The sequence below is a fragment of the Bradyrhizobium prioriisuperbiae genome (assembly GCF_032397745.1).
Taxonomy (GTDB): domain Bacteria; phylum Pseudomonadota; class Alphaproteobacteria; order Rhizobiales; family Xanthobacteraceae; genus Bradyrhizobium_A; species Bradyrhizobium_A prioriisuperbiae.
Map to the genome: position 1 here is coordinate 1,426,584 of NZ_CP135921.1, position 20,847 is coordinate 1,447,430.

21 protein-coding genes are annotated in these 20,847 nt (G+C 63.4%); 4 read left to right on the top strand and 17 right to left on the bottom strand.

Annotated elements, in window-relative coordinates:
* Positions 1-10: 10 nt before the first annotated feature.
* Positions 11-1,105: a quinone-dependent dihydroorotate dehydrogenase gene (locus RS897_RS06670; protein ID WP_315835797.1), complete on the bottom strand. Its 1,095-nt coding sequence runs from the start codon at positions 1,103-1,105 to the stop codon at positions 11-13.
* Complete coding sequence (locus tag RS897_RS06675; RefSeq protein ID WP_315835798.1) at positions 1,102-1,446, bottom strand: DUF952 domain-containing protein; 345 nt, start codon at positions 1,444-1,446, stop codon at positions 1,102-1,104. Before RS897_RS06675 ends, RS897_RS06670 begins: the two co-directional genes overlap by 4 nt.
* Before the next feature lie 202 nt (positions 1,447-1,648).
* Between RS897_RS06675 and RS897_RS06680 the strand changes: the two genes are divergently transcribed.
* Positions 1,649-2,275, top strand: a complete 627-nt coding sequence (locus RS897_RS06680) for a S24 family peptidase (RefSeq protein WP_315838543.1) — start codon at positions 1,649-1,651, stop codon at positions 2,273-2,275.
* 107 nt (positions 2,276-2,382) lie between these two features.
* Here RS897_RS06680 and RS897_RS06685 read toward each other — a convergent pair whose 3' ends face one another.
* The 6 genes from RS897_RS06685 to RS897_RS06710 all read right to left on the bottom strand — a co-directional run bounded on the left by RS897_RS06685 (position 2,383) and on the right by RS897_RS06710 (position 7,288).
* Positions 2,383-4,023: a lysine--tRNA ligase gene (locus RS897_RS06685; RefSeq protein WP_407654446.1), complete on the bottom strand. Its 1,641-nt coding sequence runs from the start codon at positions 4,021-4,023 to the stop codon at positions 2,383-2,385.
* 124 nt (positions 4,024-4,147) lie between these two features.
* The gene (locus tag RS897_RS06690; RefSeq protein ID WP_315835800.1) at positions 4,148-4,786 is read right to left on the bottom strand and encodes a Pr6Pr family membrane protein; all 639 of its coding nucleotides are present in this window, start codon (positions 4,784-4,786) and stop codon (positions 4,148-4,150) included.
* Positions 4,787-4,810: 24 nt separating this feature from the next.
* Positions 4,811-5,800 (bottom strand): transporter substrate-binding domain-containing protein, encoded by a 990-nt coding sequence (locus RS897_RS06695; protein ID WP_315835801.1) that lies wholly within the window; start codon positions 5,798-5,800, stop codon positions 4,811-4,813.
* 99 nt (positions 5,801-5,899) lie between these two features.
* Positions 5,900-6,490: an SCO family protein gene (locus RS897_RS06700; RefSeq protein ID WP_315835802.1), complete on the bottom strand. Its 591-nt coding sequence runs from the start codon at positions 6,488-6,490 to the stop codon at positions 5,900-5,902.
* A gap of 19 nt (positions 6,491-6,509) precedes the next feature.
* A complete protein-coding gene (locus tag RS897_RS06705; RefSeq protein ID WP_315835803.1) occupies positions 6,510-6,686 on the bottom strand; it encodes a hypothetical protein in 177 nt (58 codons plus the stop codon).
* A gap of 131 nt (positions 6,687-6,817) precedes the next feature.
* Positions 6,818-7,288: a hypothetical protein gene (locus RS897_RS06710; RefSeq protein WP_315835804.1), complete on the bottom strand. Its 471-nt coding sequence runs from the start codon at positions 7,286-7,288 to the stop codon at positions 6,818-6,820.
* Positions 7,289-7,533: 245 nt separating this feature from the next.
* Between RS897_RS06710 and RS897_RS06715 the strand changes: the two genes are divergently transcribed.
* The gene (locus tag RS897_RS06715; protein WP_315835805.1) at positions 7,534-9,204 is read left to right on the top strand and encodes an FAD-binding dehydrogenase; all 1,671 of its coding nucleotides are present in this window, start codon (positions 7,534-7,536) and stop codon (positions 9,202-9,204) included.
* A 6-nt stretch (positions 9,205-9,210) separates the two neighbouring features.
* Here the strand turns inward: RS897_RS06715 and RS897_RS06720 are convergent, their stop codons facing one another.
* Positions 9,211-9,783 carry a hypothetical protein gene (locus RS897_RS06720; RefSeq protein WP_315835806.1) on the bottom strand — a complete coding sequence of 191 codons (573 nt, stop codon included), beginning with the start codon at positions 9,781-9,783 and terminating at the stop codon, positions 9,211-9,213.
* A gap of 145 nt (positions 9,784-9,928) precedes the next feature.
* Between RS897_RS06720 and tcuC the strand changes: the two genes are divergently transcribed.
* Together tcuC and RS897_RS06730 are read left to right on the top strand one after the other, a co-directional pair.
* A complete protein-coding gene (gene tcuC / locus RS897_RS06725) occupies positions 9,929-11,221 on the top strand; it encodes an MFS transporter (RefSeq protein WP_315835807.1) in 1,293 nt (430 codons plus the stop codon).
* 20 nt (positions 11,222-11,241) lie between these two features.
* Positions 11,242-12,171, top strand: coding sequence for a CE1 family esterase (locus tag RS897_RS06730; protein ID WP_315835808.1), 930 nt, complete (start codon positions 11,242-11,244; stop codon positions 12,169-12,171).
* Here RS897_RS06730 and RS897_RS06735 read toward each other — a convergent pair whose 3' ends face one another.
* The 8 genes from RS897_RS06735 to RS897_RS06770 all read right to left on the bottom strand — a co-directional run bounded on the left by RS897_RS06735 (position 12,172) and on the right by RS897_RS06770 (position 20,821).
* A complete protein-coding gene (locus RS897_RS06735) occupies positions 12,172-13,353 on the bottom strand; it encodes an NADH:flavin oxidoreductase/NADH oxidase (protein WP_315835809.1) in 1,182 nt (393 codons plus the stop codon). It lies immediately after the preceding gene.
* A 163-nt stretch (positions 13,354-13,516) separates the two neighbouring features.
* A complete protein-coding gene (locus RS897_RS06740) occupies positions 13,517-14,278 on the bottom strand; it encodes an ABC transporter permease (protein WP_315835810.1) in 762 nt (253 codons plus the stop codon).
* On the bottom strand, positions 14,275-15,201 hold the full coding sequence (locus RS897_RS06745; RefSeq protein WP_315835811.1) for an ABC transporter ATP-binding protein: 927 nt from the start codon (positions 15,199-15,201) through the stop codon (positions 14,275-14,277). Before RS897_RS06745 ends, RS897_RS06740 begins: the two co-directional genes overlap by 4 nt.
* Before the next feature lie 205 nt (positions 15,202-15,406).
* The gene (locus RS897_RS06750; RefSeq protein ID WP_315835812.1) at positions 15,407-16,183 is read right to left on the bottom strand and encodes an SDR family oxidoreductase; all 777 of its coding nucleotides are present in this window, start codon (positions 16,181-16,183) and stop codon (positions 15,407-15,409) included.
* A 22-nt stretch (positions 16,184-16,205) separates the two neighbouring features.
* Positions 16,206-17,408, bottom strand: a complete 1,203-nt coding sequence (locus tag RS897_RS06755) for a CaiB/BaiF CoA transferase family protein (RefSeq protein ID WP_315835813.1) — start codon at positions 17,406-17,408, stop codon at positions 16,206-16,208.
* Between the two features lie 49 nt (positions 17,409-17,457).
* Positions 17,458-18,420, bottom strand: coding sequence for a 3-hydroxyacyl-CoA dehydrogenase NAD-binding domain-containing protein (locus RS897_RS06760; RefSeq protein WP_315835814.1), 963 nt, complete (start codon positions 18,418-18,420; stop codon positions 17,458-17,460).
* A 10-nt stretch (positions 18,421-18,430) separates the two neighbouring features.
* Positions 18,431-19,198 carry an acetoacetate decarboxylase gene (locus tag RS897_RS06765; RefSeq protein WP_315835815.1) on the bottom strand — a complete coding sequence of 256 codons (768 nt, stop codon included), beginning with the start codon at positions 19,196-19,198 and terminating at the stop codon, positions 18,431-18,433.
* 294 nt (positions 19,199-19,492) lie between these two features.
* Positions 19,493-20,821 carry an MFS transporter gene (locus tag RS897_RS06770; protein WP_315835816.1) on the bottom strand — a complete coding sequence of 443 codons (1,329 nt, stop codon included), beginning with the start codon at positions 20,819-20,821 and terminating at the stop codon, positions 19,493-19,495.
* Between the last annotated feature and the right edge of the window lie 26 nt (positions 20,822-20,847).

Here is a 20,847-nt window from a genome sequence, read left to right on the forward strand (position 1 = left end):
GAAGCTCAGATCACACCGGCCAGTCTTCCGCGGTGATGGTCGCCGCATCGGCGCCGACGATCTCATCGATCGACTCGCGGCCGGTCCGGCGCAGCACCGACACGAGATCGGTCTTGATATCGTCGACCAGGCCAAGCCCTTTGTAGACCAGCGACGAATAGAGCTGGATCAGGCTGGCACCGGCGCGGATCTTCATCAGCGCGGCGCCGCCGGAATCGATGCCGCCGACGCCGATCAAGGGAAACGCGCCTTCGACCCGCACATAGGTTTCCGCCACCATGCGGGTGGACAGCTTGAACAGCGGCCGGCCCGACAATCCACCCTGCTCCGTCGCGCGCGTGGCATTGCGCAGCGAGGGCGGGCGCGCCAGCGTGGTGTTGGACACGATCATGCCGTCGACGCGGCGCGAGCGCGCGATCTGCACCACATCGTCGAGCTCGTTGAGCGACAGATCCGGTGCGATCTTGAGCAGCACCGGCGCTTCGCCGGCGCGCGTGCGCACCCGCTCGCGCGCGTCAATCACCTTGCTCAGGAGATCGTCGAGCTGGGCCGCCTGCTGCAGGTTGCGCAAGCCGGGCGTGTTCGGCGACGACACATTAACGGTGAAATAACTCGCCACCGGCGCGAACTGCTCGATCAGCGCCACATAGTCGGCGGTGCGGTCGGCGGAATCCTTGTTGGCGCCGACATTGACGCCGACAATGCCGCCGCGGCTGGCCCGCGCCGCCATCCGCCGCAACACGACGTCACCGCCGTCATTGTTGAAGCCCAGGCGGTTGATGATGCCGCCATCGGCCTCAAGACGGAACAGCCTGGGACGCGGATTGCCGGTCTGCGGTTTCGGCGTGATCGAGCCGATCTCGACAAAACCGAACCCGAGCCGCAGCAATTCGTCGGGCACTTCCGCATTCTTGTCGAACCCGGCTGCCATGCCGATCGGATTCGGAAAGTTCAGTCCGAAGGCGCGAACCGCAAGCATCGGGCTGTCGATGCGCGCCCGCGGCGGCGGCAGCAGACGCAATCCCTGGATCGCGAGGCGATGCGCATCCTCCGGATCGAACCAGCGCAGCAGCGGCAGCGACAGGGCTTCGAACGCGCGAATCACGGCTTCAGCTCCGGAACATCGTGACCGCCATCGGAGCGCGCGCGCAGGTCGAGCACCGCCGTGGTCGCACCGAGATCGAGCTCGCCATAGAGGTGGGGAAACAACGCGCCGCCGCGCGAAGGTTCCCACCGCAGCGCATCCCCCAACTGGTCGGTATCGACGGCGATCAGGAACAGCCCGGTCTGGCCGAAAAAGTGCTTGCGGGCGGTCTCGGCCACCTGCTCAGCCGTCGAAAAATGGATGAAACCGTCGCGCAGGTCGTCGGCGCTGCCGAGATAGACACCGGCTCGCTCGGCTTCGCGCCAGGCGGAGGCTGGACAGATTTTATAGATCGTCGGCACGGGCTGGATTTTCTGCTGACTTATTGAGTTATTTCAGGATTTTGAACACAGCGGAGACCGTAGCGACGGCACCTGATACGTTCAAGAGCAGGTTTCGATAGCCGTTGGCAAGGGCCCCCGCACAATTGCGGGAAACGTCCGTTCAAGGTAATAATTCCTATTCAGGCCCGCCGACATGCTGGCCGCAACCTTCGGCCCCGCCATGCTGACGCATGAGCAGATCTGGACGGCGATCGACCGGCTCGCGACGCGCGCGGGGCTGTCGCCATCGGGCCTTGCCCGACGCTCCGGCCTCGACCCCACCACCTTCAACAAATCCAAGCGGGTGACCAGCGACGGACGGGCGCGCTGGCCCTCGACCGAATCGCTGGCCAAGGCGCTGGTCGCGACCGGCAGCAGCCTCGACGGTTTCGTGCAGCTGATCACCGACGGCACGCGCGCCGCACAGACGGTTCCCCTGCTGGGCTTCACCGAAGCCGGCGCACGCGGCCACCTCGACGAGGACGGCCGCCCAGCCGGCAAGGCCTGGCGCGAGATCGCGCTGCCCTCACCGGCCGCGGACGCGCACGCCTTCGCGCTGGAGATCTCCGGCGACGCGCTGAAACCGGTCTATCGCGACGGCGACGTCATCGTGGTGTCGCCCGCAGCACCGATCCGCCGCGGCGATCGTGTGGTGGTGAAAACCAGGCAGGGCGAGCTGACAGCAGCGACGTTGCGCCGCCGCACCACGAAGACCATCGAGTTGCAGCCGTTCGGTCCGGGCAAGGATCGCACGTTCGCCGCGGGCGATGTGGCGTGGATCGCGCGCATCGTCTGGGTGAGTCAGTAGATTTGGCAGGTAGCCCGGATGAGCGAAGCGACATCCGGGAGCCGCCTCGCGATGTTGCCCCGGATCTCGCTTCGCTCATCCGGGCTACGATTCACGATGCGCGTCGACTACCCCGCCGAGCGGGCCAGAGCGCCGTCGATCATGTTGATCGCATTCTGCACGCCGTAGACAGCAACGAACGAGCCGAAGCGCGGGCCCTTCTCCTGTCCCAGCAGCACCTGGTAGAGCATGTTGAACCAGTCCAGCGACACGCCGGGGCGGCCGTCCTTGCCCTTTTTCACGAGATCGAGGAACGGTTCGCGGCGGCCGATTTCGTAGACCACGTTCTGGATGTCTTCAGCAGTCGCATCCTTCGACAATTGCGACAGCGCATCGCGCAGGTCACTGAGCGCGGCGCGTTCGCCATCCGTCGGCTCGCGGAACTGTTTGGTCGGCGCCACGAAGTCGCGATAATAATTGATCGCATAGCCAACCATGGCGTCGAGCTTCGGATGGGTCTGCGGTGTCACGCCGGGGCGATAGCGGCCGATGAAGCCCCACAGCGTCTCGGCATTTTCCGCGTTCGACGACGACACCAGCGTCAGCAGCAGCTGGAAGGTCACCGGCATGTCCGCGACAGGCGGATTGCCGGAATGGATGTGCCACACCGGATTGGCGAGACGCTGCTTGGCATCCTGCCGGGCGTAGCCGTCCGAGAATTGCTGATAGTCGTCGACGTTGCGCGGGATGACGTCAAAATGCAGCCGCTTGGCCGCCTTCGGCTCACGGTACATGAACAGCGACAGCGATTCCGGCGAGGCGTAACGCAGCCACTCGTCGATGGTCAGGCCATTGCCCTTTGATTTGGAAATCTTCTGGCCCTTGTCGTCCAGGAACAGCTCGTAGTTGAAGCCCTCCGGTGGCGTGCCATCCAGCGCGCTGCAGATCTTGCCCGACAGCTTGACCGAATCGATCAGGTCCTTGCCCGCCATTTCGTAATCGACGCCGAGCGCGACCCAGCGCATCGCCCAATCGGGCTTCCACTGCAGCTTGCAATGGCCGCCAGTGACCGGCAACGTGACGCGCTCCTTCGTCTCCGGATCATCATAGGACACCGTGCCAGCCTTGACGTCGTGCGCCACGATCGGCACTTGCAGCACCACGCCGGTGCGCGGGCAGATCGGCAGGAACGGCGAATAGCTCGCCGCACGCTCCTCGCGCAGCGACGGCAGCATGATCGCCATGATGGCGTCGAACCGCTCCAGCATCTTCAGGAGCGTCGCGTCGAAGCGGCCGGACTTGTAATAATCGGTCGAACTCGCGAACTCGTAGTCGAAGCCGAATGTATCGAGAAAGGCACGCAGCCGCGCATTGTTATGCTCGCCGAAGCTCGGATGAGTACCGAACGGATCCGGCACCCGGGTCAGCGGCTTGCCGAGATGCGGGGTGATGATCTCCTTGTTCGGAATGTTGTCGGGCACCTTGCGCAGCCCGTCCATGTCGTCGGAGAACGCCAGCAGCTTGGTCTTGATCTTGTCCTCGGTGAGCACGCGAAAGGCATGGCGCACCATGGTGGTGCGCGCCACTTCGCCGAAGGTGCCGATGTGCGGCAGGCCCGACGGACCGTAACCGGTCTCGAACAGCACTTCGTCTTTCGGCTTTCTCTTCAACCGGGCGACAATCGCCTTTGCCTGCTCGAACGGCCATGCATTGGATTGTTCGGCCAGCTCCCGCAAATCGCTCGGGGTGCCGGGTATTTCGTTCGACATCATACCTTCTCCACAGCGCGCATTCCGCAAAAGTGGGCACCACTTTTGCGATCAGAATACGCGCAACCTTATATTTAGAGCATTTTCGGGCGGCGAACCGGTTTCCACTTCGCCGTAAAATGCTCTACTTTGCCGACAATCGTCCGATCAGGACGGCCAGCGCACCGAGACCAACACAAATCACCATGATCCCGCCCGCGTTCAGCAACGCGCGCGAATATCCCAGGGCACCGACATCGATGAAGGGATAGGGATAAAAGCCCGACATTTTCCCGCGGATGACCACAAAGGCCAAGTAAAACAGCGGATAGATCAGCCAGAGCAGCGGATCATACCATCGCAGCCCGGCTTTGCGCACCAGAAAAAGCCAGAACAGCAGATAGCCTGATGGCATGAGATAACGAAGCAGAAGATCGGCCCAAAATTGCACGCCTGACAGCGCCAGCAGCGCAGGCAATGCCGGGAGGTAAATCGCCAGGACCGCGGCGGCATAGACAGCGATCGCCGAACGCACGAACGGATGCACCAGCCACTCGTCGCGGCCCGCCTTGAATGCGAATGCCGTCAGCACCAGCGCGGCGAGGAAATTGACCTGGACGGCGAAGAACGAAACATAGCGGACCAGCACTTCAGGCGAAACGAGTTCCGGCGACACCACCGTCACCAGGATCAGATAGCGCAGCATCAGCGCGACCCAGCCGACCACCGCCAGCGCTGCGATCGCCAGCCTCTTGGTTTTTGCCGATCGGATCGTGTCGATCATGACGAACTTCGGTGGTGCGACAGATTAAAATGGACTCACGGAAAAGTAGCGCAGCCACAGGTCAGTATAGCGGCCTTTTTCCCAGATCCGGAACATGGCCCAGTTCAGCGCCTGGCGCATCACATCGTTGCCTTTGCGCACAGCAATACCAATTCCCTCGCCAAAATAGCGGCTCTCGACAAACGGCCCGCCGCTGAATGCGCAGCATTCGGCCGAGTCGGTGCCGTTGATCCAGAACGCCAGCGAAATCGCATCGCCGAAAATAAAATCGACTTCGCCGCGCCGAAGCGCCGACCGCAACGCGTCGTCGTTGGGAAAGCCGATGATCTGCGCATCGGTGAACTGGGATTTCAGGTAGGCCTCGTGCGAGGAGCCTGATATCGCGCCGACCTTTTTGCCCTCGAGATATTCCGGGCGAATTTCCGGCATCACCGCGTCCCGCCGCGACGCAAAGCGTGCTGGTGCGCGATAATAGGGATCGCTGAAATCCACCTTGGCGCGCAGCTGCGGCGTGACGGCAAGCGAGGCGATGATGGCGTCGCCGCGGTTGGTGGTGAGCGAATCCACCAGCGTCTCGAAACGGCGCATCTGGATGGTGCAGGTGACCTTGATCTCCTCGCAGATCAGACGGGCGTAATCGACATTGAAGCCGGCCGGATTGCCGTCGGGACCGGTGAAATTGAACGGCGGATAGTCGGTTTCCGTAAGAAACCTGATCACCGTGAGGCGGGACATATCAGGCCGATCCGGACGGCGGCGCGGATCCCAGAAGCCGGGTACCGCCTGGGGGGCGACCTGGGCCGCCTGGGGCCCCCCTTGAGTCCCTCCCTGAATCCCTTGGGCCGGCGTGGCCGGCTTGCCCGCAGGCGTCGCAGAATTGGCCGCAGGAGCCGCCTGGGCGTGCGCGGACACGGCACCGGCCAAAGCCGCGGGCAGGCTGACCGCGGCGACAAGCAGGATCGCGCGGAGCCCGGAAAACAGGACGTCAGGGAGCAGAATTGGCTGTGGTCGCATGGCTTTGCTGGGCTTTCACGTGAGGTCTTATAGACCATCGGACGCGAAAAAAGCGAACTTCGGCGCGGAGCGGCCAGACGGGCCCCTGCGAAAGGCCGATCAGAGATAACGTTTCAGATCGGCGGCGGCTTCTTCAGGCTTGCGCTTGATGTTGAAGGGGGAAACGAAGCGGCCGTTGCGGTCCATCAGATAGATCAGCGCGGTGTGATCCATGGTGTAGTCGCCATCCTTGAGCGGAACTTTCTTGGCGTACACCCGATAGGCCGAGATCGTCTTCGCGATGGCTTCCGGATTGCCTGTCAAACCCTTCAGGTGCGGATCGAAGCTGGACAAATAGTCCTTCATCGCTGTCGGCGTATCGCGCTCCGGATCGACCGAGACGAAGTAGGCGTTCACCTTGTCGGCGTCGGGGCCCATCGCCCGCAGCACCTCCGACATCTCGAACAGCGAGGTCGGGCACACGTCCGGACAGTGGGTGAAGCCGAAGAAGATCAGGGTCGGACGGCCCTGGAGGCTCTTCTCGGTCACGGCCTTGCCGGTCTGGTCGCTGAGCTGGAACGGCCCGCCGATCGCGGCCGGTGCGGTGGCACCATTCAGGCCGCCGACCAGCCACAATGTCGCCAGCAGGCCGATGGCGAGGCTTGCCGCGAATGCCGCGACAATCACGAGCGGCCGTGTCCGAGTGGTCATTATGAATTCCTAAATCCGATCAGAAACAGGCGGCGAGCCCGGCCGCCAGTATCTGGAAAAACACCGCGGTGCCGTAGTGAATCCACGCCACCACTGCAGCCGCGAGCGCCAAGCCGAATGCGGCCAGCGCCACAGCCGCCAGCACCGTGGGCAACCGCCCCGGCAGTCGATCATCAGACAGTCGATTGTCGGACACGGATGTTCCGCGCGCCATCACCCGATAGCCTCCGCCATCCCGATGAGATAAGTCCGGTTCCGCCGGCAGGCAAGCGCTATTGCCCGCGGCCCGATCACGTCCTGCGGAGAGCGAATAGCGATCGCGGCAGATTAGCGCGGCAAGGGCTGATGAACCGAGGCCTGAGCATCCAGATAGCAGGGCCGGTACATGTTGGCGAGCTGCCGGCCGCGCAGGAAAATCATGCGCGGTGTGAGTCCGCCGCGATGCGCGATCCAGCGTTTGATCGAGGGCGGATACATCGAATAGAGCATCTGCGTCGCTTCGGGATTGGTGATGGTGCGACCGTTGGAGCCGAAATCCCAAGCTGCGTGGAAGCCAAGATTGGCGCGCGAGGTCACGCAGATCCTGTCGCGGGGAACGGCGCCGAGCACGATGGTGCAGGCCGAGGCGCAAAGGCCGTCGATCATCACCGACTCACCGGACGTTTTCAGATCCTCATACTTGTCGACATAGGTTCCGATACGACCGCCCCGATCCTCCGAAATTCGAACAACCGCATGACTTGCGCCGACGCCTGTGATGAGCAGCACGGCTGCGAGCAATCCCGTAACGATCTTCATTCCCCCGCCCCGTCCCACCGGAACAATCGAAATCAATCTGGCGCAAAGGTCTTTCGAACGCGCTGGTTTGTCCAGTGTCTGACGCCGGGTCGACGAACTTTCAAATCAGGTGTTGCCCGGAAGATGCACTGCGTCGAACTGAAACACGTCATCCGACTCAACAGCCCCTTGCACGGCTTCGTATATTTTCCGTTGACCGGAGTTCCACCCGCGCGCTTCAATCCACAGACGCTGGGGGAAACAAAATGGTTGGTCAGGCTGATCTGCAGGCTGATGTGATTGTCGTGGGCGCGGGTCTTGCGGGGCTGGTCGCTGCGACCGAGATCGCGGACGCAGGCAAACGCGTCATCGTGGTGGATCAGGAAGCTGAACAGTCGCTCGGCGGCCAGGCGTTCTGGTCGTTCGGCGGATTGTTCCTGGTCGATTCGCCGGAGCAGCGGCGGCTGCGAATCAAGGATTCCTTCGACCTGGCATGGCAGGACTGGCTGGGAACCGCAGGCTTCGATCGCGATGAGGATCACTGGCCGAAGCGATGGGCGCAGGCTTATGTCAACTTTGCGGCAACCGAGAAACGCGACTGGCTGCGCGCCATGGGCCACCGGATCTTTCCCGTGGTCGGATGGGCGGAGCGTGGCGGCTACGATGCCATGGGACATGGCAACTCAGTGCCGCGCTTTCATGTCACCTGGGGAACCGGCCCGGGCATCATCGAGCCCTTCGTGCGACGCGCACAGCAGGCCGCCAAAAGCGGCCGGCTGACATTCAAGTTCCGCCATCGCGTCGATGCGCTGACCATGACCAACGGCACGGTGACCGGCGTCAGCGGCACCATCCTGGAGCCCACCACAGTCGAGCGCGGCCAGACATCGTCGCGCACCGTGACCGGCGATTTCGCCCTGACGGCGCAGGCGGTGATCGTGGCCAGCGGCGGCATCGGCGGCAACCACGACCTGGTGCGACAGAACTGGCCGGCACGGCTGGGCGCGGCGCCGAAGCGCATGATCGCCGGCGTGCCGGCACATGTGGACGGCCGCATGATCGGGATCACCGAGGCCGCCGGCGCGCGCCTGATCAACCGCGACCGCATGTGGCATTATGTCGAGGGCATCCAGAACTGGAATCCGATCTGGCCGAATCACGGCATCCGGATTTTGCCCGGCCCCTCGTCGATGTGGTTCGACGCCAAGGGCAAGCGCCTGCCCTCGCCGCTCTATCCCGGCTACGACACCCTGGGACAGCTCGAATACATCATGAAGGGCGGCTACGACTATTCGTGGTTCATCCTGACCCAGAGCATCATCAAGAAGGAGTTCGCCCTCTCCGGCTCCGAACAGAATCCCGACCTCACCTCGAAAAGCTGGCGTTTGACCATCAAGCGCGCCACCAACAAGGGCGCGCCGGGACCGGTGGAGGCGTTCAAGAAACACGGCGTCGATTTCATCGTCCGCGACTCGCTCGACGAACTGGTCGCCGGCATGAACGCGCTGGCCGGCGATCGACTTCTGGTGCTCGACGACATCCGACAGCAGATCGAGGCGCGCGATCGCGAGATCGACAACCCCTACGTCAAGGACACCCAGGTGATGGGCATCCACAACGCGCGCCGCTATCTCGGCGACAAACTGATCCGCACCGCACGTCCGCACCGCATTCTCGATCCGGCGCATGGCCCCTTGATCGCGGTACGGCTGAACATCCTGACGCGCAAGACGCTCGGCGGTTTCGAGACCGATCTCGACTCACGCGCGTTTGGTGCCGACGGCCAGATCATACCCGGACTCTATGCGGTGGGTGAAGCCGCAGGCTTCGGCGGCGGCGGCATGCACGGCTACCGCGCTCTGGAAGGCACCTTCCTCGGCGGCTGCCTGTTCTCGGGACGCAATGCCGGCCGCGCCGCGGCAAAATCCGTGGCCTGATCCGTTTCAGGCCACCGCAAACGAAACCGGACGATCGCTGCAAAGACCTTTCACAAGGCCGATCGCGACGCCGGCTTGCCAGACCGGATAGAGCACTGAAACCAATGGCACCTTGATCAGGATATCGACCGCCAGCAGTATGCCGACAACGACGCCGATCGCCAGCATCGGCAGCCATGCGCGAAGCCCGGCCCGACCGAGCGGCAGCAGGCGCAAGCCGATCGCCATGATCGACGTCCCGACAAGTCCGCCAGCGATGCCCGCCAGCATGTATCTCACCACCTTCGGTAGTCCGGAGGGAAGCTCGACCACGAAAACGGCCGCTGACACAGCCGCCACGAAGGCCACTGTGGTCACCAGCGCCGCAGTCACCAGCGCCCACCAAGGCGGCGATCGCGTGGCATGGAGAAGTCCCATCACGAGGACGGCAAAAGGCAGCGCAAGCAGCACCAACGCGTGATTTCCACTTAGCTGGGTTCTGATCACCAGAAGCTGCATGAAGGGCGTCAGGACACCCGTGATGAGTCCGCCAAGCCCGGCCGCGACATACAGGCTCCGCCCGGCATCTGACACGTTCATTCCGGTATGTGCCTCCCCTCATCCCCGGCGATGGTATCGCAGTGAGTGACGGCCGCCGGCAAGGGGATATGGCTGGTGCCTTGACCGGGTGCGACAAAAGCGCACAGAGTAGTCCCTCAAAAGCATCCGAGAGAGAGACCTGTTCATGGCGACGGCACCGACATCCTCCAAGCTTGCCACGGTCCTGCGCGTGACCAGTGGCAACTTCCTCGAAATGTTCGACTTCTTCTTGTTCGGGTTCTACGCCACCCACATCGCGAAGGCGTTCTTCCCGGCCGGCGACGAATTCGCCTCCCTGCTGCTGACCTTCGGAACCTTCGGCGCCGGCTTCCTGATGCGGCCCCTGGGGGCGATCTTCCTCGGCGCCTATGTCGACCAGGTCGGGCGCCGCAAGGGCTTGATCGTGACGCTGGCGATCATGGCGCTGGGCACCATCCTGATCGCGTTTGTCCCGGGCTATGCGACCATCGGCCTGCTCGCACCGGTGCTGGTGCTGATCGGACGGTTGCTGCAGGGCTTCTCCGCCGGCGTCGAACTCGGCGGCGTGTCAGTCTATCTCTCGGAGATGGCGCCGCCCAACCAGAAGGGCTTCTACGTCAGCTGGCAGTCCGGCAGCCAGCAGGTGGCGATCATCGTCGCGGCGCTGATCGGCTACACCCTCAACAAGATGCTGTCGCCGGCCGAGATCTCGGACTGGGGCTGGCGAATTCCGTTCTTCATCGGCTCGCTGATCGTGCCCTTCATCTTCGTGATCCGGCGCTCGCTGCAGGAGACCGAAGCCTTCCTCGCCCGCAAGCACCATCCGACCACCGCCGAGATTTTCCACTCCATCGTGGAGAACTGGCAGATCGTGGTGGCCGGCATGCTGATGGTGGTGATGACCACGGTGTCGTTCTATCTGATCACGGTCTATACGCCGACCTTCGGCAAGAGCGTGCTGAAGCTGTCGGAGGTGGATTCGCTGATCGTCACCTTCTGTGTCGGCATCTCCAACCTGGTCTGGCTGCCGGTGATGGGCGCGCTGTCGGACCGGATCGGGCGCCGGCCGATCCTTTTGGCCTTCACCGTGCTGACCATCGTGACCGCCTATCCGGCGATGGCGTGGCTGACCGGCGCGCCGTCGTTCCAGCGCATGCTGCTGGTGGAGCTGTGGCTCTCGTTCCTCTACGCCAGCTACAACGGCGCACTGGTGGTGGCACTCACCGAGATCGTGCCGGCCAGCGTGCGCACCGTTGGCTTTTCGCTGGCCTACAGCCTCGCGACGGCCTTGTTCGGCGGCTTCACGCCGGCAGTATCGACTGCGCTGATCGAGATGACCGGCAACAAGGCCGCACCCGCGTTGTGGATGACCTTCGCGGCGGTGTGCGGCCTCGGCGCAACGCTGATAGTCTATCGGCGTGGCGAAGCCGGCCGCGTGGTGACGGCGGCGGCCGAGTAAGTCTTGCGAGTGATGCCTGCATGCGTCTTGCGATCGGATGGATCTGCCTCGTCCTTGCCGGACTGATCGCCGGACCGGCGCAGGCCGGCAGCGAGACGATAACGCTCAATGGCGCCAAGCGGACATACATCGTCGAGGTGCCGGCGCGGCGTCCCGCGCCACTGGTGATCGTCCTGCATGGCAACACCCAGCAAGGCGTCGACATGACGACCCGCACATCGTGGCCGGCGGTGGCGCGTCGCGAGCAGCTCGCGATCATCTATCCGGACGGGCTGAACAAGGCGTGGGCCGATTTCCGCAGCGACAGCAAACGCGCCGGTTTCACGCCGCCGCCGGGCACCGACGATGTCGCGTTTGTGACGGCCCTGATCGACAAACTGGTCGCGGCCGGCTCGGCCGACCCCAAACGCATCTACCTCACCGGCCTGTCCAATGGCGGCGCCATGACCATGACCCTGGTGTGCGCCCGCGCCGATCTGTTCGCGGCCGCGGCCAGCGTGATCTTCAGTCTCACCGATCTCGCCGACACCATGTGCCATCCCTCGCGGCCGGTGCCGATGCTGCTGATGAACGGCACCGACGATCCACTGATTCCTTATGAAGGCGGCAAGGGCAGCAGCGATCTCGCCGCCGGCGGTTTCTGGTCGACCGAAAAGACCTTCGCGTTCTGGAAACGGATCAATGGCTGCGACCCGGACCCGGTCAAGGCCGTCGATCTGCCGGATCGCGATCATGCCGACAGCTCAACCGTATCGCGCCTTGACGCGCACTGCCCGACCGGCCGCGACGTCGTGCTCTACCGCATCAATGGCGGCGGCCATCGTTTCCCCAGCTTCATGTCGGACGCCCGCATGCCGCGCCTGCTCAACGGCATGCTGGGCCCGCAGAACCATGACATCGATGGCCCGGAGGTTGTCTGGGCGTTCTTCCGGAAGTTCAGCCGGCCGTAGTTACCGCGCCTGACGGAACGGCAGCGCCGGACCATCGAGTTTGCGCAGGCCGGGCTCGCGGCGTTCCAGCCACCAGCCGTATTGTTTCGGCCAAGAATCAAACATGCCGTCGAACGCACCGTCGGTTTTGCCGGCCAAGGCCAGTTCCGCATGCAGCGGCCAGTTTGGATCGAACAGCGCTTCGCGCCCGACCGCGACGATGTCGGCATGGCCGTGGACCAGAATGTCCTCCGCGTGCTGCGGATGCAGCACCAAGCCCACCGCCATGGTGGCAATCCCGGCCTGCTTGCGGATCTCGGCCGCGAACGGCACCTGGAAGCCGTAGCCGCGCGGAATGCGCGCCGCGGTCGCCGAGCCCATCAGGCCGCCGGACGAGCAGTCGATCATGTCGACGCCGCGCGTCTTGGCCTCGCGCGCAAAGGCGATAGAATCCTCCAGCGTCAGGCCTCCGTCGAGGCCGTCGACCGACGAGATGCGCACAAACAGCGGCAGGTTATCCGGCCAGACTTCGCGCACGGTTTCGATGATCTCGAGCGGAAAACGCATCCGCCCGGCGCGGTCGCCGCCATAGGCATCCGTGCGATGGTTGGACAGCGGCGACAGGAACTCATGCAGCAGATAGCCGTGGGCGCAGTGCAGTTCCAGCAGCTCGAAACCGGCAGCGGCAGAACGCAGCGCGGCGACGCGCCAGCTCTCGCGCAGTGACTTCAGGTCGGCTTCGGTCAATTCATGCGGCAGCAGCCAGCCCTCATCCATGGCAATCGGGCTCGGTGCCACGATCTGCCAGGGCAGATCGCCGCGCGCATGGTCCTCGGCGGTCAGCGCCGCGTTGCCGTACCACGGACGCTGCATGCTCGCCTTGCGCCCGGCATGGGCCAGTTGAATCGCCGGTACGGCGCCATTGTTGCGCAAAAATGTCGCGATCCGCGCCAGCGGCGCCACCTGGCCGTCATGCCAGATGCCGAGATCGCCATGGGTGATGCGCCCCTCCGCCACCACGGCGGCGGCTTCGGTCATCACGATGCCGGCGCCGCCCTGGGCGAACTTGCCGAGATGCACCAGATGCCAGTCGTCGGCCAAACCGTCGGTCGCGGAATACTGGCACATCGGCGAGATGATCACGCGATTCTTCGACGTGACACCGCGCAGCGTGATCGGCGTGAACAGATTGGGATGCGGCATGAGAGAGACCATCTTCAGATTGGGCCGGGCGGCGGGACCATCATATGACACAGGCATATGACGTCAGGTCCATCGCTGCGCGCAAGCGACGAATCCGCGCGGCACCCCTGCGATGCCTCGCGGCGTCAACACGCTGCGACGATCCGACGCCGCAGCAGGCCGATCAGGTCTTGAGCCGGTAGCCGGTCTTGAAAATCCACCAGATCGCAATCAGGCACAGCGTCAGGAACGTCGCTGCGACCGCGGCGCTGATCGCCACGTGCACGTCGGAGATGCTGTAGAAGCTCCAGCGGAAGCCGCTGATCAGATACACCAGCGGGTTGAACAGCGAGATCTTCTGCCACATCGGCGGCAGCACGTTTACCGAATAGAATGTTCCGCCCAGGAATGTCAGCGGGGTCACCACCAGCAGCGGAATCACCTGTAACTGCTCAAAACCCTGCGCCCAGATCCCGATGATGAAGCCGAGCAGGCTGAACGACACCGCCGTCAGCACCAGGAACGTCAACATCCAGAATGGATGATCGATCCGCAGGTCCACGAACAGCGCCGCGGTGGCCAGCACGATCAACCCGAGGATGATCGATTTCGACGCCGCCGCCCCGACATATCCGATCACCACCTCGAGATAGGAGATCGGCGCCGACAACAGCTCGTAGATCGTGCCGGTGAATTTCGGAAAATAGATGCCGAACGAGGCGTTGGAGACGCTCTGGGTCAGCAGCATCAACATGATCAGCCCGGGAACGATGAATTCGCCATAGCTGACGCCGTCGATCTCGGTGATGCGCGAGCCGATCGCGGCTCCGAACACGATGAAGTACAGCGAGGTCGACAACACCGGCGACACGATGCTCTGGAACACGGTCCGCTTGGTGCGCGCCATCTCGAATCTGTAGATGGCATAGACGCCGTGAAGATTCATTTTCCCTTCCTCACCAAACCAACGAAAATGTCTTCAAGCGAGCTTTCGCTGGTCCGCAAATCCTTCAACGTCATTCCGGCCTGCCTGAGATCGCTCAGCAGCGAGGTGATTCCGGTGCGCTCGGAGTGAGTATCGTAGGTGTAGACCACCTCATGACCGTCGGCTCCGATCGTCAGCCCGTACGGCGCCAGCGCCGCCGGAATGGCATCGACCGGCGATTGCAGATGCAGCGTCAACTGTTTCTGGCCGAGCTCGCGCATCAGCTCCGCCTTTTCCTCGACCAGGATGATCTCGCCCTTGCTGATGATGCCGATCCGGTCGGCCATCTGCTCGGCTTCCTCGATATAATGCGTGGTCAGGATGATGGTCACGCCGTTGTCGCGCAGATAGCGGACCACCTCCCACATGCCCTTGCGCAGTTCCACGTCGACGCCCGCGGTGGGCTCGTCGAGGAACAGCACGGTCGGCTGGTGCGACAGCGCCTTGGCGATCAGCACGCGGCGCTTCATGCCGCCGGACAGCTGCATCAGCATGCTGTCCTTCTTGTCCCACAGCGACAGCGCCTTCAGCACACGCTCGATGTGCGCCGGATCGGCCGGCTTGCCGAACAGGCCGCGGCTGAAGGAGACCGTCGCCCACACCGTCTCGAACGCATCGGTGGTCAATTCCTGCGGCACCAGGCCGATCACGCTGCGCGCGGCGCGATAGTCCGTAATGATGTCATGGCCGTCGACGACGACCTTGCCTTCCGACGGATTGACGATGCCGCAGATGATGCTGATCAGCGTGGTTTTGCCCGCACCATTGGGGCCGAGCAGCGCAAAAATCTCACCACGACGGATGTCGAGGTTGATGTTCTTCAGCGCCTGGAACCCCGATCCGTAGACTTTCGAGAGGTTCGAGACGGAAATGATCGGCTGCATGGGGCGAACGCATTCTGCGACAACGGGTGATGAAAAATCGAGCCCACGACATACAGCCTGGAGGCACGATTTGCCAGTGCCTTGTCGGCGCAACACCGAGTGCATATATCCGGCGCTGCTATCGTTCCGACATCCCAGCCATGTTGTCGCACGCCATGCAAAACGTGCGACACCGATTGATGCGACGATGTCGGATCGATTGCCGCTACGCCGTGGTCGCCAGCCCGCCGTCGACCGGAATCACCGCACCGCAAACAAAGCCGCTCGCCTTCGAGGCAAGATAGAGCGCGATGCCGGCGAGGTCGTCAGCATTGCCCATCCGCTTCATCGGCGCATTGGCGACCACCTCATGTGCGCCTTCCTCCTCGATCGCCGCCGTCATCTTGGACGGAAAGTAGCCGGGAGCAATGGCGTTGACGGCGATATGTTTCGGCGCCAGGAACTTGGCCATGATGCGGGTGAGATGGTTTACGCCGGCCTTGGACGCCGCGTAGGAATAGGCCTCGAGATGCGAAGTCCGGATGCCCTCGATCGAGCCGATGTTGATGACACGCGCGTAGGCGTCCGGCGACCCCGCCGCTTCCAGCAGACCGAGCAGACGCTGGGTGAGGAAGAACACCGACTTGACGTTCAGGTCCATCACCTTGTCCCAGCCATTCTCGGGAAACTCCGCGAACTGCGCGCCCCAACTGGCACCGGCATTATTGACCAGGATGTCGAGCTTGGTCTCCCGCTTCTGCAGTTCGCCAGCGAGGCGATCGATCTCCTCCATGCGCGACAGGTCGGCTGGAATGGCGAAACATTCGCCGATCTTCGACAGTTCATTCGCTAGCGCCTCGCAGGCATCGGCTTTGCGAGCGGTGATGTAGACCCTGGCGCCGTTTTCCACGTAGGCGCGGGCCATCATCTCGCCGAGGCCGCGGCTCCCACCGGTCACCAGCGCCACCTTGCCGCGCACCGAGAACAGCTGTTCGATTTTCATGAGTCTCTCCCGAGGATTGTGATCAGCCGATTGCCCCATTGGCGCGCATCTGCGCAATCGCCGCCGCATCGAAGCCGGCCTCCCGCAACACCTCGTCGGTGTGCTGGCCGACCGACGGCGGCAGCCGCGGCTGGACTTTTTCGCTGCCGCGCAATGCGACCGGCGTGTTGATGGTCAGCGTGTCGCTGCCTGCGAAGGGAATCAGCACGTCGTTGTCCAGCAGTTGCTGGTCGGTCGGGATATCGGCCGGTGTCGCCACCACATCGAACACGATGCCGCGCGCGGTCAGCTCCTTGCGCCAGTGCGGACGATCCTGTTTGGCGAATTCGAGGTCGAGCAATGCGATCAATTCGCGGGAACGCGACAGCCGGTCGGCCTTCTTGGCGAAGCGCGGATCCTCGATCAGGTCGGCGCGCCCCAGGCATGAGGCGAACTCCGGCCACTGCTTCTCCTCGTTGAGGATGGTGAGGATCAGCCACAGGCCGTCACGGCAGCAATAGTAATTGGTCAGCGCGTTGAATGCCTCCTCGCGCGGCGGGCGGTCAGTGAAGGTGGCGCCGCACAGCGCCGCCTGCGCGGTATAGCCGTTCGCCCACAGCCCGTTGCCGACCAGCGACGAGGTCACCTCGGTGCCCTTGCCGGTTGTCTGGCGCTGGTACAGCGCCATCACGATGCCGGAATACAGCGCGAACGCCGAGGAGTGATCGCCCATGCCGTTGGCGGGGCGCACCGGCACCGCGGCCGACGACGCGCGCACCGTGTCCATCAAGCCCGAGCGCGCCCACCACGCGGTGACGTCGAAGCCGGGCTTGCTGGCTTCCGCACCGTTCTCGCCATAACCGGAGAACGACGCATAGATCAGCCGGTCGTTCAGCGGCGCCAGCGCTTCGTAGGTGATGCCGAGCTTACGGCGCACCGCCGCGGGATAATTGGTGATGAAGATATCGACCTGCGAGGCCAGCCGCTGGATCGCGGCCTTGCCATCCGGCTTGGACAGATCGATGGCCAGGCTGCGCTTGTTGCGCGAACCGATCATCCAGGCGTAATTCTGATCGCTGCGCGGGTGCCCGGGCAGCTTGGTGAGATGGCGATAGGGATCGCCAGTGCCGGGCGGCTCGATCTTGATCACGTCGGCGCCGAAATCCGACAGGATGGTGGCGGCCGCCGGCGCAGCGATGAAGCTGCCGCAGTCCACCACTTTCAGGCCGTCGAAGATATGTCCCATCGCTCTCTCCCTGTCGCACGCGGCTCGGTCAAGCCGATCGCTTGCCGTGTCATTTTGTCTTCAAAGCTTTCAGCGCGCGGATGATGGCGAGTTGCTTGTCGTCGCGTTCGGCTTCGAGCTGCTCCATCGGCGTGGCGGCGAACGACGCATCGGCCTGGGCGATGATCTTCCGCTGCGCCGCTTCGTCGAGCGACACCGGAGCCATGTTCTTCCAGGCGTTGTCGAGGCCGGCTCCGAACTGCTTGAAAAACGCCTCGAAGCCGCCGGCCCCGCCGCCGAGATGGAACGAGCGGAATGGACCGTCGGCGGCCCAGCGCAGCCCAACCGAACTCGTCACCACGTCGTCGAGCTCGTCGACCGTGACCACCCCCTCGATCACCAGGTAACAGCACTCGCGGAAGATCGCGCGCTGCAGGCGATTGGCGACAAAACCATTCATTTCCTTGCGCAGCACCCGCGGCACCTTGCCGAGCGCGAGATAAAACGCGACCGCGTCGTCGACCGCGGCGGGATCGGTCTTTTCGCCCGGCACCACCTCGACCAGCGGGATCAGATGCGGTGGATTGAAGGGATGGCCGACCAGCAATCGCTCCGGATGCGCCATGTCGCGGGCCTGCTCGGTCGCGGGCTTGGCTGAGCTGGACGACAGCAGCAACGCGTCCGCGCCGACCACGCGGCTGATCCGCGCCCACAGCTCCTGCTTGAACTCGATGCGTTCGGGGCCGTTTTCCTGCACCAGCGGCGCGCCCTCCACCGCCGTTTCCAGATTGGCCTCGAACCGCAGCTTCCTGGTCAGGTTGTCGGTCGGCAAACCCAGCGCCTCCAGGGTGCGCAGACTGCCCTTGATGTAGTCGTGGACGATGCCTTCCACGTCCGGGCGCGGGTCGTTGACCACGACCTCCAGTCCGTGAGCGAGGAACAGCGCCGTCCAGGACGCGCCGATGACCCCGGCGCCGATCACCACGGCCTTCGGATAACGCTGCAAGACGTCGGAGTTCGAAGCTGCTGTCATGACAAGCTGCCTATTTCTCTTTCGAGCTGGACTGCGGTGCGCTGTCGGTCAGGTAGTCGTAGATGACGACGGCCGGCGACAGCGTCAGGTCGGTCAGGATATGGGTGGCGGCAACGATCTCGCGCACCGGCAGATCCGCCAGCGGCGCCAGCACATGTTCGAACAGCTGCAGCCGCGCCGGCCCCCGCCACGCACCCTTGATGGTGATGTTGGAGATCTCGGTGCGAACCAGTTCGCAGATCCGCGGGCGCTTTTCATAGCCCGGCAGGATCTTCAGCATGAAGGTCGGCACGCAGATTTCCGCGCGCGCCTTCTCGAAGTCGAGCGGCTTGTGCTTGTAACCCATGGTGGCGGCGGCGACCCGCAGCGAGCCATAGTCCAGGGTTCCGACCAGTGTGTCGGAATCAACAAACAGCCTGGCCGAGCCGAGCTTCTTCGGGAACGCGCTGAGTTCGCGGCCCGCCGCAATCGCCGGCAGGTTGTCGAGATACATGCCGATAATGTACTCGCCGACCTCCTCCTTGTGGCGCACCACGGCCGCCTGCCCGCATTCCACATAAGAGCCATAGCCCGTGGTATCGGGCATGTTCATCACCTCGAAACGAACCAGCGGCTCGTCGATCTCCAGCGGTTCCGGCACCAGTTTGGCGAGCGCCTCGCGATCGGTGCGATAGGTGATGTTGAGATACTCACGCGATGTGAAGCGGTGCGGGCCGGGAACGAAAGCCGGCGCGCCGGTCGGCGTGGTGTATTGCTTGAGGACGTCTTCTTTTTTCATTGTGAGGCCCGGGTTCGAGAGTGGAAGCAGGCTCTGGCGGGACGAACCTGCCGCGGGCGGCAGGCGACGCATTTGGGCGAAGCGCTGGCGGGATCACGAACTGTCACGTGTCATCGGACGTGTCTCCACCGATGCTAGTGTCCCGAATTCGAAGTTCGCATCATTTCCCGCACCACTGAACGAACTTCGAATTCGAAAAGGACACTAGCAACTTTATGATTCTAGTGTGCTTGATGAACGCGAAGTTCCTGAAAGAGCTAGCCGCATACTCACAGGAACTTCGCGTTCAGCACACTAGGTGCCCGCCAGCATCTTCTTTGAGATGGTCGCGAGAAGCAACGCCGCTGCCAGCAGCAGACCGCATGCCATGATGTACAGACTGTGGGTGAAGTCGCCGGTGATCGCCTTGAAGTACGCCACCATGGACGGCGACACCGCGCCGGCGGTGACGCCGAGCGTGCTGATCATGGCGATGCCCGCGGCCGCCGCCGACTTGTTGAGCAAGGTTCCGGGAATGCTCCAGAAGATTGGCACGCAACTGGCGATGCCGGCGTGTCCGATCGCCAGGCACAGCACTGCGCCGACCGGGTTGTGCATGAACAGCGTGGTGGCGGAAAGGCCAAGTGCACCGATGCATGCTGCAGCCGCGAAGTGCCAGCGTCGTTCCATGGTCTTGTCGGAATGTCGCCCGAGCAGGATCATGGCAACGATCGAGACCACCGGCGGGATCGCCGACGCAAACCCGATCTCGAGATAACTCAGGCCCATGCCTTTCAGGATGGTCGGCTGCCAGAACGCCAGCGCAAACGAGCCGACCAGGCAGAGGAAATAAATCACGCCGAGCACCCAGACCCGCCAGTCGCCAATGGCCTGGCCGAAGGTGTGGTGATGCGAAGCGTCATGTGCCGCGCCGTCCTGCTGCAGCGCATAGGCGACGGACTGCTTCTCGGTGGCCGACAGCCATTTGGCGTCTTCAGGGCGATCGTCGAGGTAAAAATAACAGACGATGCCCAGCGCGACGCTGGGAATTCCCTCGACCAGGAACAGCCATTGCCATCCGTGCAGCCCCGCAATGCCGTCCAGATAGGCCAGCACCAGACCTGCGAGCGGCCCGGACACCATCGGTCCGGTCACAAAGGCCGCAATGAACAGCGCCGTGACCTGGGCGCGGCGATGCGAGGGATACCACAGCGTGAAATAATACAGCACGCCCGGCACGAAGCCGGCTTCGAAGGCGCCCAGGATAAACCGCAGCACATAAAACTGCGTCGCCGTCGAGACGAACATCATGCAGGCGGAGGCGAGCCCCCACAGCAGCATGATCCGCAGCAATGTCGTCCGCGCGCCCCATTTCGCCAGCAGCATGTTGCTGGGAACTTCCGCCAGCGCATAGCTGATGAAAAACACGCCGGCGCCGAAGCCGAAGACGGCGTCACTGAAGGCCAGTTGGTCCTTCATCTGCAGTTGGGCGAACCCGATATTGGTCCGGTCCATGTAGTTGAAGAGATAACAGATGAAGAGCAGCGGCAGGATGCGCCAGGTGATCTTGCTGTAGAGGTCGTCGGCGTCGCGGGCCCGGCCCGGCTGAGTGGCAACATCTGCCACGTCTGCGACTGAACTCATGGTCTTCCTCCCCGCTTCTGTATCGG

Bases quoted from the DNA above. Each gene is read 5' to 3' on its own strand.
- RS897_RS06680 (WP_315838543.1), top strand. From the start codon at position 1,649: ATGCTGACGCATGAGCAGATCTGGACGGCGATCGACCGGCTCGCGACG.
- RS897_RS06685 (WP_407654446.1), bottom strand. From the start codon at position 4,023: ATGTCGAACGAAATACCCGGCACCCCGAGCGATTTGCGGGAGCTGGCC.
- RS897_RS06690 (WP_315835800.1), bottom strand. From the start codon at position 4,786: ATGATCGACACGATCCGATCGGCAAAAACCAAGAGGCTGGCGATCGCA.
- RS897_RS06695 (WP_315835801.1), bottom strand. From the start codon at position 5,800: ATGCGACCACAGCCAATTCTGCTCCCTGACGTCCTGTTTTCCGGGCTC.
- RS897_RS06700 (WP_315835802.1), bottom strand. From the start codon at position 6,490: ATGACCACTCGGACACGGCCGCTCGTGATTGTCGCGGCATTCGCGGCA.
- RS897_RS06710 (WP_315835804.1), bottom strand. From the start codon at position 7,288: ATGAAGATCGTTACGGGATTGCTCGCAGCCGTGCTGCTCATCACAGGC.
- RS897_RS06715 (WP_315835805.1), top strand. From the start codon at position 7,534: ATGGTTGGTCAGGCTGATCTGCAGGCTGATGTGATTGTCGTGGGCGCG.
- RS897_RS06720 (WP_315835806.1), bottom strand. From the start codon at position 9,783: ATGAACGTGTCAGATGCCGGGCGGAGCCTGTATGTCGCGGCCGGGCTT.
- tcuC (WP_315835807.1), top strand. From the start codon at position 9,929: ATGGCGACGGCACCGACATCCTCCAAGCTTGCCACGGTCCTGCGCGTG.
- RS897_RS06730 (WP_315835808.1), top strand. From the start codon at position 11,242: ATGCGTCTTGCGATCGGATGGATCTGCCTCGTCCTTGCCGGACTGATC.
- RS897_RS06735 (WP_315835809.1), bottom strand. From the start codon at position 13,353: ATGCCGCATCCCAATCTGTTCACGCCGATCACGCTGCGCGGTGTCACG.
- RS897_RS06740 (WP_315835810.1), bottom strand. From the start codon at position 14,278: ATGAATCTTCACGGCGTCTATGCCATCTACAGATTCGAGATGGCGCGC.
- RS897_RS06745 (WP_315835811.1), bottom strand. From the start codon at position 15,201: ATGCAGCCGATCATTTCCGTCTCGAACCTCTCGAAAGTCTACGGATCG.
- RS897_RS06750 (WP_315835812.1), bottom strand. From the start codon at position 16,183: ATGAAAATCGAACAGCTGTTCTCGGTGCGCGGCAAGGTGGCGCTGGTG.
- RS897_RS06755 (WP_315835813.1), bottom strand. From the start codon at position 17,408: ATGGGACATATCTTCGACGGCCTGAAAGTGGTGGACTGCGGCAGCTTC.
- RS897_RS06760 (WP_315835814.1), bottom strand. From the start codon at position 18,420: ATGACAGCAGCTTCGAACTCCGACGTCTTGCAGCGTTATCCGAAGGCC.
- RS897_RS06765 (WP_315835815.1), bottom strand. From the start codon at position 19,198: ATGAAAAAAGAAGACGTCCTCAAGCAATACACCACGCCGACCGGCGCG.
- RS897_RS06770 (WP_315835816.1), bottom strand. From the start codon at position 20,821: ATGAGTTCAGTCGCAGACGTGGCAGATGTTGCCACTCAGCCGGGCCGG.